Consider the following 12,851-nt stretch of genomic DNA (forward strand, 5'->3'; position numbering starts at 1 on the left):
CAATGATGTGGCTGACTCTGGGAATGTTGACGGCAGCGGCAGGCGCCGGGGGGCTGACGTGGTTGGCGTTGCGGCCATTGCTGTGGAGTAAGCAGGGGGTATCTGCCGACTTGCCGTGGTGGTGGCGGGCTGCCTGGCCTTGGGTGTCGGCGGTGGCGCCGTTGCTGGGGCCGCTGTGTTCCTGGCGATTGCGCGTTCGCCTGACCCGGCTGATTGAGCAGGCGGCGTTACCCGCCAGCGTAGGCTATGCGCATATCGCCGCGTTGTCCGCCAGTGTTGCGCTTGTCGCGGGCATGGCCGCGGCCGGGCTCTTGTTGCTCAACGATTATCCGGTGGGGTTGGCGTTGCCATGGACGGCGATTCCGGTTTTGGCCGCGGGCATCGCACCAGGGTTATGGTTGCGCAGCCTGGCGGAAAAGCGCCGCCGCAGTATCGAACGCGATCTGCCTTTCGTGTTCGACATGATGACCCTGTGCGTGGAGGCCGGTTTAAGTGTGCAAGGCGCATTACAAACCGCCGCGCAGAGCGGACCGCCCGGGGCCTTGCGAGACGCCCTGGCCGATGCCCTGGCCGAGATGCGCGCAGGGGTGGCGCGCACCGCCGCGATCAAGGCGTTGGCGGAACGCAGCAACAGCCCGCTTGCCCGGACATGGGCTGCGGCGCTGGCACAGGCGGAAGCATTGGGCATCAGTCTGGGGCCGGTGCTGCGTGCCCAGGCTGCACAATGCCGCAGTGACCGGCACCTGCGCGCCGAGCAACTGGCCATGCAGGCGCCTGTGAAAATGCTGTTGCCGCTGATCGGATGCATCTTTCCATGCACTTTCATCGTGCTGGCGTTTCCGATTGCCATCCAACTGCTTCAAAGCGTGCAATGAGCCGTCATCCTCCACTGACCAGGGATCGGCTGCGGTTGCTGCGAGTAAACAGCTGGGTGGGGCGGATGCGGGGGCTGCTGGGACGAAGGCCGCCCGGTGGGCGGTCCGGCATCTTGTTGATGCCGTGCGCGGCAGTGCATACCTTTGGTATGCGTTACCCCATCGACGTGGCGTTTGTGTCGCGCGAGTTAAGCGTGATGCGGGTATGCAGGGCGCTGCCGCCCTGCCGCATCGCCTTATGCCTGGGCGCTATTGCTGTTGTCGAGCTGCGAGCTGGCGTTATTGATGCCGAACACCGAGGTATAGGCCGGATAGAAGCTGCAATACAACACGCCACCCGCCGCGATGTTGAACGGGATCTGCAACGTGCCGGCGAATTGGGGCGACAGCCCCATCGACACCAGCAAACCCGCGCACAAATCTATGAACAGGAATATCAAGGCCCAGGTGGCGCCATAGACCAGGAACGGCCACTTGTTGCGCCAGCAGGCGATGCCAGAAAAGAACAGCGCCTGTACCAAGCGCAGGCCATGCCAGGCAACCAAGACCGGGGCATGCCAGAACAGCGCCGCAATGATCACATAGAGGATCGCGAAGATGGTCAGCGGCACTCGCATGGCCAGCAGGACGGGTTCCAACGTGCGCTCAACCGAGGCGATGCGGAACGCTTCGGCCATTGAGTCCATGAACGGCAGGAACGTCAGCAGGCCAGTCACCATGCTCAGCCCCGCGTACAACAACCCCATCAGAAAGAGTTTGCGGAATACGCCGGGCTGCTTGAGGGGCTTGCCCCACATCGATGGAAGCATGACGCGGTCGGCGTCCACGTGCTTGCACGCCGATAGCGTCATGAGGGTGATGATGGGCATGAGCGCCACGACCAGAATCGGTCCCACCGGCGGCGTCGCGCTGGCGAAGACCACCAAAAGGCTGATGAACATGGCCCAGGTGAACATGGCCAGAGGTTGTTTGCGGAACAGACGGAAGCCGTCTCGAACCCATTGCCAGCCGGATGTCGCGGGTAGGAATGCTGCTTGCATGGCTCTCTAAAGGGTGTGATCTCTCAAAAATTGGACGCGCTAGCCCCATTATGGGGGGCGTAACGGTTACGGCAATATTGGCAAGCCGGGGCGGTGGCGTGCTTGCAACACTCTTTCGAAGTGACGCGGGTCGTGTGGCTTCAGGGTTTGCGCCGGCCGGGGCAGGAAAAAGTCGTACAGGCGCGACACCCAGAAGCGCAGGGCGGCAGCGCGCAACATCAACGGCCAGACTTCGCGTTCCGCATCGGTAAACGGGCGGACGCTGGCGTAGGCGGCGAGCCAGGATTGCACCAGTTCCGGAATGAACTCCCCCGTATCGCGGTCAATGCACCAGTCGTTGACGCTGACTGCCACGTCGAACAGCCAGGTGTCGCAGCCCGCGAAATAGAAGTCGATGATGCCGCCCATGAGCGGGTCTTCGAAGGTGCCGGCGAACAGCACGTTGTCGCGGAAAAGATCGCAGTGCGCCGGGCCGGTCTGCAGCGCTTGCCAGGCGGGCGTTGCGACGGCGGCCTGCTGAGCAGCCAGCTCGGCGCTCAGCAACAGGGCTTGCGCGGGTTCCAGGAACGGCATGACCTTGGGCGCCGTTTCCACCCACCAGGACAGGCCACGCAGATTGGGCTGGTGAATCGGGAAGTTCTGGGCGGCCAGATGGGCGCGGGCCAGGGTGGCGCCAGCCAGGGCGCAGTGCGCGGCCCCGGGGGCAGGTTCATAGCCGCCGGGCAGGCGCGAAACAATGGCGGTGGGCTTGCCATGCAGCGTGGTCAGCCGCGTGCCGTCGCGCAGGGTCTGGGGCTGCGGCACCGGGATGCCGCGCTCTGCCAGGTGATACATCAGTTCGATGTAGAAGGGCAGTTGGGCGTGCGTCAACACTTCGAACAGCGTCAGGACGTATTCGCCCCGCGTGGTGTAGAGGAAGTAGTTGGTGTTCTCGATACCCGCCGTAATCCCTCGAAGCGAGACAAACTCGCCCAGGTCGAATTGCGCCAGAAGGGCGCGCGCGTCGTCGTCAGATACGGGAGTGAATACGGCCATTGATATGCAAAGGTGATGGGTTAACGGACGCTCGGACATGCCTGTGCGGCGGCGGCGGCGCAATTTTAGACCACATAGCGGGTGGGGTTGCGCAGAGCCCGAAGGCCCGGCCGCGCACGCACGCCGGACATAATGCCGCTAAGCCCGTAAAATACCGCATCCCCTTGTTTTGTAGAGTGATTCTTGGACTCCCCCGACTGGCGGCTGTGTGTCGCCCCGATGATTGACGTGACCGACCGCCATTGCCGCTATTTCCACCGGCTGCTGGCCCCCCGCGCACGCTTGTATACGGAAATGATCACGACGGGCGCGCTGCTGCACGGCAATGTCCCGCGTCATCTGGATTTCGACGAAGCCGAGCATCCGGTGGCGTTGCAGCTGGGCGGCAGCGAGCCTGACGCCTTGGCGCAAGCGGCCAAGCTGGGCCGCCAATGGGGCTATGACGAAATCAACCTGAATTGCGGCTGCCCGTCGGAGCGCGTGCAAAAGGGCGCATTCGGCGCCTGCCTGATGGCGGAGCCGGCGTTGGTGGCGGATTGCATGAAAGCCATGCAGGACGCCGTCGATATCCCCGTCACCGTCAAACATCGCCTGGGCTTGGATTACGAAGAATCCTACGCATTCGTCCGAGACTTCGTCGGCAAAATCTACGACACGGGATGCCGGATTTTCATTGCCCACGCCCGGAACGCGGTGCTCAAGGGTCTGTCACCCAAGGACAACCGCGAAATTCCGCCGTTGCGCTATGACGTGGTCAAGCAGCTGAAACAAGACTTTCCCGACTGCACGTTCGTGCTGAATGGCGGGCTGGCTGATGCGGAGCAATCCGTCCAGGCTGCGGACGAGTTTGATGGCGTGATGCTGGGCCGCGCGGCGTGGCACACCCCGCGCGTGCTGTCGGAAGTCTCGTTGCGGCTGTGGCCGTCGGTGCGCCTGCCCAGCGATGCGCAGGTCGTGGACGCCATGACCGAATACGCCGCCCGGCAAGTCGCCAAGGGCGTGCCGCTGCGTGTGATGACGCGGCCGATGCTGGGGTTGGTGAATGGTCAGTCAGGCGCGCGCCGCTGGCGCCGCATGTTGTCGGACCCGGCGCTGCTGGCCGCCAACAACCCTGACCTGATCTACGACGCCTGGCGCAGCCAGCGGCAGGCGCCGGAAATGCGCGGCGCCGCATTTCAAGCGGCGCCGGCGGGGGTGTAGCAAGCAGGGGGTGGTAGCGAGCAGTGGGTGGGTAATTGCCAGCCGTTGCCGCCAGAAGACTGCGGGGGACCGCAGTCTGACCCCCTGGCAGTTATGACTTGGCCGGTTCGGCGGTTTCCGCGGGCCAATCGCGGATATACGCCTTTAGCATGTTGTTTTCGAACTGCTGGGCGGCAACGATGGCCTGCGCCATGTCATAGAACGAAATCACGCCCATCAGCGTCGGGCCGTCCATGACCGGGATGTAGCGCGCGTGCTTTTCCAGCATCAGGCGCTGTACTTCGTCGGCGCTGGTGTTGGGCGACACGCTTACCGGGGCGTCATCCATGATCGAGCGGATGGTGGTTTCACCGGCGCCGCCATGGGCATGCATGTGACGGATGATTTCGCGGAACGTCAGCATGCCGGTCAGCGTGCCGAATTCCATGATCACCAGCGAGCCTATGTCCTGCTCGCTCATGGTTTGCACGGCCTGGGACACAGGCATGTCGGGCGACGCCGTATAGAGCGTATCGCCCTTGACGCGCAAAATCTCGCTGACCTTCAACATCGGTTCCTCCTGGGCGGACTACGCCCGAATGCATTGCTATTTCTTATTCGCTTCCAATTGCAGCAAGGGAGCGATTCCATTTTCGGTATTCTGCGCTTCTCCGCACAGTTCTTCCAGCGTGGGCGTATTTTGCTGGGAAATTACGGCTGAAGCGACTCGCAATATCTCCGGGTCGTCGCGGACCCTGGGCTGATTGCGGTCAAGCAGGAAATTGTCCACCACGGGCGCCATCGACGTTTCGCGTGCGTCGCACGTCAGCACCCAATTGTCGTCGGGGGTGCGCGTGGCCAGCCCCATGGCATTCAGCGTTTCAAGCACCTCGTTCAGTTCGTCCTGGTGCAGGTGCAGCTCAGACGCCAGCACATTGGCCGGCATGCCGGGCGGGTTGGCGGACTGGACGCGGCGCAGCGCGCGCAACGCATCCAGCGCATCAACAAACTGCGCGCCCGGATAACGGTTTATTTCCCAGCGGCCCAGGCGGATCAGCGGGGCGCTCGAGGCCAGGGTGGCGCCCAGCAGCACTGCCAACCAGGACAAATAGATCCACAGCAGGAAGATCGGCAGCGTTGCGAACGCGCCATAAATGATGGTGTACGTGGGAAACCGGGTCAGGTAATAAGCGAACCCCGACTTCATGACCTCAAGCACGATGGCCGTCACGCAGCCGCCCACCAGCGCGTCGCGCCACAGCACTTCGCGGTTGGGCACGACGACGAACAGGGCGGCGAAACCCAGCGCAGTCAGTATTAGAGGGATGAAGGAAATGGCGATGCTGATGACTTCGGGCACATCCGCCACCAGCCCCAGCGATTCGCGCGCCACGAACGACGTGGCCCACAAACTGGCCCCCGCCAGCACCGGCCCCAGCGTGATGATGGCCCAATAGACCAGCGCCCGTTGCGGCAGGGGGCGCTGGCGCGTCACGTGCCAGATGTCGTTGAAAGCCTGGTCGATCGTCATGATCAGCAACAGGGAGGTCACCAGCAGGAACGCGCCGCCGATCGCGGTCAGGCGCGAGGCCTGGCGGGCGAACTGGTTCAGGTATTCCATGATGTTGTCCGAGACGGACGGCGGCATCAGGCTGTTGGTCAGGAAGTCTTCCAGGGCAACGCGGAATTCCTGGAACACCGGGAAGGCAGTGAACAACGACAGCACCACGGCCAGCATGGGCACGATGGCCAGCACCGTGGTGAACGTGAGGCTGGAGGCGACTTGAAGCAGCTTTTCTTCGTTCGCGCGTTGCGCGGTGAATCGGAAGACGCGTCCGGCCCTCGCGACCCATGAAGAGCGCGAAGTCGAGGGGTCGGTAGCCGCCGGGGTTGCGGCGTCGGGCTCGGCGGGGCGATTCATCAGGCGATAATAGCAGCATGAACCCTGAACTCAACCCCCGCTTGCGCCTCGTGGCCTCGGTTTCACTGTTCGCCCTGATCGTCTTGTGCGTCACCTGGGAAACCGTGGTGGCGCCGGTGCGGCCGGGCGGTTCCTGGATGCTGCTGAAGGCGCTGCCGCTGGCGTTTCCCTTGCGCGGCATCCTGCGCGGAAATCTCTATACCTATCAGTGGGCGTCGATGTTGTCGTTGCTGTATTTGATGGAAGGGGCCGTGCGCGCGATGTCCGATCCCGCTCCGCTTTCCGTGCTGATGGCATGGGGCGAGATCATCCTTTCGGCGACCTTCTTTCTTAGCGCCATTTTCTATGTGCGGCCCGCCAAACGGGCTGCCAGGAGCCAACGCGCATGAGCGTCCCTTCGAGCGTCCATTCCCTGTCAGATCTCCAGGCAGACAATTCATTCGCGGCGCTGCCCGCGGCGTTCTATACCCGTTTGACGCCCCAAGGGCTGAATAATCCACGCCTGTTGCATGCCAACGCGGATGCGGCGGCGCTGATCGGCCTGGACCCGTCGGCGTTTTCCACGCCTGAATTCCTGCAAGTATTTTCCGGTGCGCAGCCCTTGCCAGGCGGGGACACGCTAGCGGCCGTTTATAGCGGCCATCAGTTTGGGGTGTGGGCGGGGCAACTGGGGGATGGGCGCGCCCATCTGCTGGGTGAAATCAAGGGCCCGGCGGGCGGCTGGGAATTGCAATTGAAGGGCGCGGGCATGACGCCGTATTCCCGCATGGGGGATGGCCGCGCCGTCTTGCGGTCGTCGGTGCGCGAATATCTGGCCAGCGAAGCCATGCATGGGCTGGGCATTCCCACCACGCGCGCGCTGGCGCTGGTGGTGTCCGATGATCCGGTCATGCGTGAAACCGTCGAAACCGCCGCCATCGTGACGCGTATGTCGCCTAGTTTTGTGCGTTTCGGCTCGTTCGAGCATTGGTCGTCTCGCCGCCAGCCAGACATGCTCAAAACGCTGGCCGATTATGTCGTTGACCGCTTCTATCCGGAATGCCGCGAGGCGTCAGCGGGCGAGCCGCGGACTGATGCGGCCGTCTATATGAATCTGCTGCGCGCCGTCACGCGGCGTACCGCCTTGCTGATGGCCGATTGGCAGGCGGTGGGGTTTTGCCACGGGGTGATGAATACCGACAATATGTCGATCCTGGGCCTGACGCTGGACTACGGTCCGTATGGCTTCATGGATGGATTCCGTCTGGGCCATGTCTGCAACCATTCCGACACGGAAGGGCGCTATTCCTGGAACCGGCAGCCGTCAGTGGCGCTGTGGAATCTGTATCGCCTGGGCGGCAGCCTGCACACGCTCGTTCAAGACGTGGAAGGGCTGCGCGCGGTGTTGGACGAGTACGAAGCGGTGTTCACCCGTGCCTTCCATGACCGGATGGGCGCCAAGCTGGGCTTGGCGGCATGGCGGCCGGCTGACGAACCCTTGTTGGACGACCTGCTCAAGCTGATGGACGCCAACCAGGCGGATTTCACCTTGTCTTGGCGCAGGCTGGCGGATGCCGTGCTGGGGCAGCGCAGCGCGTTTGAGGATTTATTCATTGACCGAGCCTCGGCCGCAGCCTGGCTGGACCGGCTGCTGGCGCGCCATCAGGAAGAGGGGCGGTCGGCGCAAGACGTGGCAGACGCCATGAACCGCGTCAACCCGCTCTATGTCTTGCGTAATCATTTGGCCGAAGAGGCCATTCGCGCGGCGAAGACGGGCGATGTCAGCGAGATCGATACGCTGATGACGCTGTTGCGCAATCCGTATGTGGCTCAAGCGGGCTATGAAAGGTATGCCGGGCTGCCGCCGGATTGGGCGGGCAGTTTGGAAGTCAGTTGCTCGTCTTGACGCAAAATGCGTTCGTTTCCGAAAATAAACTAACCAATTCTTGTGCTTTTACGAGAAAAAGCGGTGATAGGCAGTGAAATATGGCGTTTTTTTTCACTGCAATCATTCGTTTCCATTGTAAATCTCGTAAGATTGTCGCCTGCGGGACACTCAGGATGGTATGCCGCATCCTTGGGGCATTTGTCGACAATTTTCAATATAAAGCACTCTGAATATGCCTGGCGCAGATGGTTTGCTATGTATCGGTCTGCTCGAGGATGATGCCGACTTCCGTGAGGAGTTGGCGTTAGGCTTGGGCGGATATGGTTTTCGGGTGGCATTTGCTTGCGACAATGCTGCGGCGTTTTATCGCCGATTGCAGGAGCAGCCGTGCGATATCGTCATTTTGGATGCTCACCTGCCCGGCGAAGACGGATTCTCCGTCGCCACCCGCCTGCGCGCGTTGAGTCCGGTTGGCATCGTCATGCTGACGGGGCGCAGTGCGCTTGAGGATCGCGTGCGGGGGCTGGAAGGCGGGGCGGACGTCTATATGACAAAGCCCGTGGATTTGCTGGAGCTGAGCTCGGTCATTCGCAGCCTGGCCCGACGCATGCGTCTGGCCAAAGCCCCGCGCCCTGCGGATACCGAAACGCGGGCCTCGGCAGACAGCACGTGGTCATTGCAGGACGGAGGCTGGATTCTGGTGGCCCCCGACGGTGCGTCGCTGCATCTGAGCGCGCAGGAGCGAACCTTTCTGATGGCCTTGATGGATGCCGCCGGCAGCGCGGTCAGCCGCCAGGTCTTGGCGGAACTATTCCTGCCGGACAGCCCCGGTGGATTCGAACTGCGCCGCATCGACGTGCTGGTGAGCCGTCTGCGCGCCAAGGCGCAAAGCGCGGGGCTCAAATTGCCGGTGCTGTCTGTGCGCGGCCAGGGTTACGTGTTCGCGGCCTGAGCGTCTGGCGAATCTGACGAATCGGCTGCGCTGGCGGGATTTGCCGGATTTTCCGAGCTCGCTGCGTTTACCTGGTCTGGCGAGTTTGCCGAATTTGCCTTCACTGGCAGCGTAATCACAAACCGGGTCCCCACGCCGACCGTGCTCTGCATGGTCAGAGACCCACCTTGGTTCTGGCAAATGCGGCGCGCCAGATACAGCCCGATCCCCATGCCCTGCGTTTCCCGGTGCGCGGAGCGCCGGAAATGCGGCTCGAAAATTCGAGTTTGTTCTTCCTCGCCAATGCCCGGGCCGCGGTCAACCACGGCAATCCACGCCATCGGCACGTCATTAACGCGAACCTGGCCGGCTTCGATCTTGACCGGCTCGTTGGCAGGCGAATATTTGATGGCGTTGTGGATCAGGTTACGCACGACCACGCTGGTCAGCGGGCGGTCGCAATAAACAGGCAATTGATCATCGGCCTGTACCACGAGCGCGTGCGCGGTGTCGGGCTGCATGGCGGTCACGACGTCGCGGGCCAGTTCGGCCAGATCGGTGTATTCGCCACGCGGCGTCCAGGCCTGCTCTTCAAGTCGGTCCTGATTCAGCAGTTGGTCCATCAGCTCTGTCATGCGGGCAACCGAGCGATGAATGCGGCCCAAGCGATTGTCAACGGCTTCGCCACTGTCAGACAGAATCATGTCCAGCGATTGCGCCGCCGCGCTGATCGTCGCCAGCGGCGCGCGCAATTCGTGGGAGATCAACGCATTCATCTGCCGCTGGGTGTCCAGCGCGCCCGCCAACTCGGCCAGGCGCAGCTCACCTTGGGCGACATGTTCGGCATCGGCGTAATCGTGTGCTGGCTGTTTTGCGCTGAGGGGCGGGCGGCTCTGCCGCGCCAGGGCCACACTGAGCAAGGCGCCAAAAACCAATAGCAACCGGACCAGTTCGGCCACGGTGCCGGCGTTGTCGGCTCCATCGGACAACCATGCGTCATGCCCCAGCATCCACGCTGACGCTACATACACACCGGCCAAGGCGAGCGACAGCAGGCGATCCGTCTTGCGCAGCAATGTGCGTGCGCCGAACCACAGGCAAAGCGGCACGCTGATGCCCGCACAGACGCCGGCGATCAAGGCGGGGATCAGGCCGTTCTCGGTTTCATAGACGAAGATCAGCGCCAGCGCGGCCACGCCCGCAAGCACGATGGCAAGTCCGCGGCAAGCGCTCGCCAGCAAGGAAGCTTGCGGGGTATCGGCAAACCGCGTGGCAAGCAGTGGCGCGGTCAGCGCCAGCAAGGCAGCAAAGGAACCGGCTTGCAATGCGCCGGGAGGCAAGAAGGCGGGCAGCGACCGGAACAGGCCTTCCAGCAGCATGAAGGCCAGTCCCGCGCCGAAGAGGGCGTCACGGGTGTAGCCCCACGCCACCACGCACGCCAGGCCGCAAGCCATCGCGACCCCGGCCGTCAGGCCAAGTTGCATGTCGTCGTAGGAGCCATTCAAGCCATACGCCCACACCACACCCGGCCAGAGCAACACGCACAGCAGCATGCCGAATCGCGACAGCGAGGCTTGCGATCCGGCGAGGGCACGATGCACACGTTGTTGGCGAAAACGCCAGCGGGTGCGAAGAAACAATCCTTCCGTCAACTAGGAACCCATTGGTGATCCGGCGCGAGGCCGCGCGTATGGGCGAAGTTTACGACAGCCCCGCGGATTGCGCGGACGCCAAGGTCTTCCAAAATCTCTTGGGTGGCGGAATCGGGCACATCTTCGGCGTAAACCGCCATGTCCAATGTCGTGGCCGTGGCCACGACCGTGGCGGCCAGATGTTGGCTGCCAGGGCTGTGAAGCAAGCCGGTAATAAAGCCGCCGCACAGTTTCAGATACGACACCGGGTACTCATGCAGCCGTTCCATCGCGCCGAATTGCTGTGACAGCCGCGACACCCCGACACGTGCGCCGGCGGCGGTGACGATGTCGCACAGCTGGCGCAGGTCGCTGCCTTGCTCGACGAGGCCTGCGGCGTCCACTTCAATGATCAGGCGTGCCGTCAGCGCCGGCCGGTCTGCCAGCATGCGCTCCAATCGGGAAAGAAAGGACGTCTGCGCGAGCGAGGCCAGTGATACGGGCACCGTCAGCGATTCGGAATGCGTGAACAGCCAATCCATGCCCAGGCGGATAGCCTGAATATCGCATTCGGCTGACAGGCCCAGCCGGACGGCAGGCGGCATGAAAATCGAAGCTGGAACGGGATCGCCGCCAGAGGTGTCGTGCAGGGTCAAGCTGGCTTCGTAATGCAGCAGTGCGCCCGACACGTCATAGAGCGGCAATACCGATAGCGAAAAGCGGTGCTGCTCCAGCGCCGTCGCCAAGGCGTCGTGCCAGCTGTATTCACCTATACGCGTGCTGTCGGCCGCTTGGCTGGCGGGCGCAATCTGGTCATCGTCGGCACTTTCCGCGCACATCAGCGCATGGTCCAGCCGCGCCAGCGTATCGCTCATGTTGTCGCCCGGCGCGAACGCCGTCATGGCCAGCGCCCAGCGGCACCACCCGTACTTATCCATCGGCACCCGCAGCGACCGCAGCTCACGGCGCACGCGTTCGGCCAGCAGGCTGGCTTGCGGCGCGGACGTGCGGGGCATGAGGAGAGCGAAGTCCGAACCGCTGATGCGTGCGATTTGCGCATCCGGCCCGCCGAACTCGGCAATCAGCTTGCGTAGACGGTCCGAGGATGAACGCAGCCACTGGTCCGTAAACGCCCGCGACAAATGGCGATTAATCTGCGCCAGGTCACGCTGCCGGAACATCAGGATATGGCCTGCGGATTCAGACGACTTGTCAGCCAGCGCCGACCTGAACTGGTCAACAAAATATTTGCGGTTGTGCAGGCGGGTGATGGGGTCCCGATAGATCTCGCTTTGCAGGGACTCGATCTTGGCGTTCTGTTCTTCGACCGTCGCGGCCACGCGGCGCTGGGCGTCGACCAGCGCTTGGTCCACCCCCGCCAGCTCGCACGACCCGGCAGGCGCCGTACTGTTGCCGGGGGCCAATGCGCGAACGCGTTCGCAGATGTCGCGCGACGTTCGCGTCTCAATCCATCGCACCAGGTTCACGGCGAACAATGACCAGAAGACGCCCGCGGCCAACACCAAGCCCAGCACGCGCACGCCGCCTTGCCACAGCGTATCGCGCGCCAATCGCGTGTCGGCCTGTACCGTGACGGTGCCTCGGACACGGCCGTCCGCCGACACATACGGGCGTGATATCGCGGGTGCCTGCACGTTCAGCCACGCGTTGCGCCAGTCCCCGTCTCGCGTCGAAGCGCCAGGCTGCTTTTGCCGTTCGACGACCGGGGTGCCCCCTTCGTTTGTGATACGCACCAGCGCATACAAGCCCTGCCCAAACAGCTCATCCGCCAAGACGGCCCGGTCCCCGGCGCTGGACGGAGAGTGGGACAGCGCCCAGGTCAGGGCGCTGGCGCCGCCTTCACTTTGTTGCGTCAGCTGCGTGTTCAGATAGCGGTGAGCAGCCAACATCCCCAGCGCCTGAGCGCCGAGCAGGATGAAGCCGATCAAGAGGGCAGTGCAAAGAAGTATCCGGCGTAATGTCGACATGGGTGTGGGATTCCCTTCGCGGGCAGTGAGCCAGTTCATCGCAATACTGGCGGGCCGCCGGTTAAAGGGGGCGTCGGGCTACGAGTGTGCCCGACGGAAAAAAACCTGGATAAGAAACGTGACACACGTTACTAATACCGCAGTGGCGCCTCGGACACTGTAATTCGGTATGTCACAGAACGTACAGAATATTACGAAAATCGCCACCATATCTGACAACCTGTGCAATTATTTCGATCGTGATAATTGCCCGATTGAGAACTATTGAGACAGGGCGTATTAATTTTTGGGCGTTGGCTGTCGTAGTAAGGGTAGGGCATGGATCTTTGGACCGGCCAGCACATGCTACCCAAGGACCACATGACCATCCACGAGCAACCTGAG

The 12,851-nt window shown here is 62.8% G+C and carries 11 protein-coding genes and 1 pseudogene; 6 read left to right on the forward strand and 6 right to left on the reverse strand.

Annotation, left to right across the window (positions count from 1 at the left end):
* Window positions 1-5: 5 nt before the first annotated feature.
* Window positions 6-875, forward strand: coding sequence for a type II secretion system F family protein (locus HV765_RS11970; protein ID WP_175170010.1), 870 nt, complete (start codon window positions 6-8; stop codon window positions 873-875).
* A gap of 119 nt (window positions 876-994) precedes the next feature.
* Window positions 995-1,105 (forward strand): annotated as a pseudogene (locus HV765_RS31850) (DUF192 domain-containing protein); the annotation flags it as partial.
* A 6-nt stretch (window positions 1,106-1,111) separates the two neighbouring features.
* Here HV765_RS31850 and HV765_RS31855 read toward each other — a convergent pair.
* Both HV765_RS31855 and HV765_RS11980 read right to left on the reverse strand, forming a co-directional pair.
* Entirely contained in the window at window positions 1,112-1,915 is an 804-nt protein-coding gene (locus HV765_RS31855; RefSeq protein ID WP_054427471.1) for a BPSS1780 family membrane protein, read from the reverse strand.
* A 66-nt stretch (window positions 1,916-1,981) separates the two neighbouring features.
* Window positions 1,982-2,950 carry a homoserine kinase gene (locus HV765_RS11980; protein WP_175169815.1) on the reverse strand — a complete coding sequence of 323 codons (969 nt, stop codon included), beginning with the start codon at window positions 2,948-2,950 and terminating at the stop codon, window positions 1,982-1,984.
* A gap of 183 nt (window positions 2,951-3,133) precedes the next feature.
* Between HV765_RS11980 and dusA the strand changes: the two genes are divergently transcribed.
* Window positions 3,134-4,150, forward strand: coding sequence for a tRNA dihydrouridine(20/20a) synthase DusA (gene dusA / locus HV765_RS11985; RefSeq protein WP_082387277.1), 1,017 nt, complete (start codon window positions 3,134-3,136; stop codon window positions 4,148-4,150).
* Between the two features lie 91 nt (window positions 4,151-4,241).
* Here the strand turns inward: dusA and HV765_RS11990 are convergent, their stop codons facing one another.
* A complete protein-coding gene (locus HV765_RS11990) occupies window positions 4,242-4,700 on the reverse strand; it encodes a CBS domain-containing protein (protein WP_006218678.1) in 459 nt (152 codons plus the stop codon).
* 36 nt (window positions 4,701-4,736) lie between these two features.
* Window positions 4,737-6,050 carry a YihY family inner membrane protein gene (locus HV765_RS11995; protein WP_054427474.1) on the reverse strand — a complete coding sequence of 438 codons (1,314 nt, stop codon included), beginning with the start codon at window positions 6,048-6,050 and terminating at the stop codon, window positions 4,737-4,739.
* Between the two features lie 17 nt (window positions 6,051-6,067).
* Here HV765_RS11995 and HV765_RS12000 point away from each other — a divergent pair, with 17 nt between their 5' ends.
* The 3 genes from HV765_RS12000 to HV765_RS12010 all read left to right on the forward strand — a co-directional run bounded on the left by HV765_RS12000 (window position 6,068) and on the right by HV765_RS12010 (window position 8,869).
* A complete protein-coding gene (locus tag HV765_RS12000) occupies window positions 6,068-6,439 on the forward strand; it encodes a DUF2069 domain-containing protein (protein WP_054427475.1) in 372 nt (123 codons plus the stop codon).
* Window positions 6,436-7,935 (forward strand): protein adenylyltransferase SelO, encoded by a 1,500-nt coding sequence (locus HV765_RS12005; RefSeq protein WP_175169816.1) that lies wholly within the window; start codon window positions 6,436-6,438, stop codon window positions 7,933-7,935. The genes HV765_RS12000 and HV765_RS12005 overlap by 4 nt, the downstream gene beginning before the upstream one ends.
* Before the next feature lie 214 nt (window positions 7,936-8,149).
* Window positions 8,150-8,869, forward strand: coding sequence for a response regulator transcription factor (locus HV765_RS12010; protein ID WP_054427477.1), 720 nt, complete (start codon window positions 8,150-8,152; stop codon window positions 8,867-8,869).
* Here the strand turns inward: HV765_RS12010 and HV765_RS12015 are convergent.
* Together HV765_RS12015 and HV765_RS12020 are read right to left on the reverse strand one after the other, a co-directional pair.
* Entirely contained in the window at window positions 8,851-10,449 is a 1,599-nt protein-coding gene (locus HV765_RS12015) for a sensor histidine kinase (protein WP_338077797.1), read from the reverse strand. The two genes, HV765_RS12010 and HV765_RS12015, sit on opposite strands and share 19 nt — an antisense overlap.
* A 47-nt stretch (window positions 10,450-10,496) precedes the next feature.
* Window positions 10,497-12,389 carry a bifunctional diguanylate cyclase/phosphodiesterase gene (locus HV765_RS12020; protein ID WP_254600545.1) on the reverse strand — a complete coding sequence of 631 codons (1,893 nt, stop codon included), beginning with the start codon at window positions 12,387-12,389 and terminating at the stop codon, window positions 10,497-10,499.
* Between the last annotated feature and the right edge of the window lie 462 nt (window positions 12,390-12,851).

Source organism: Achromobacter kerstersii, from assembly GCF_902859595.1.
GTDB classification, from domain to species: Bacteria; Pseudomonadota; Gammaproteobacteria; order Burkholderiales; family Burkholderiaceae_B; genus Achromobacter; species Achromobacter kerstersii.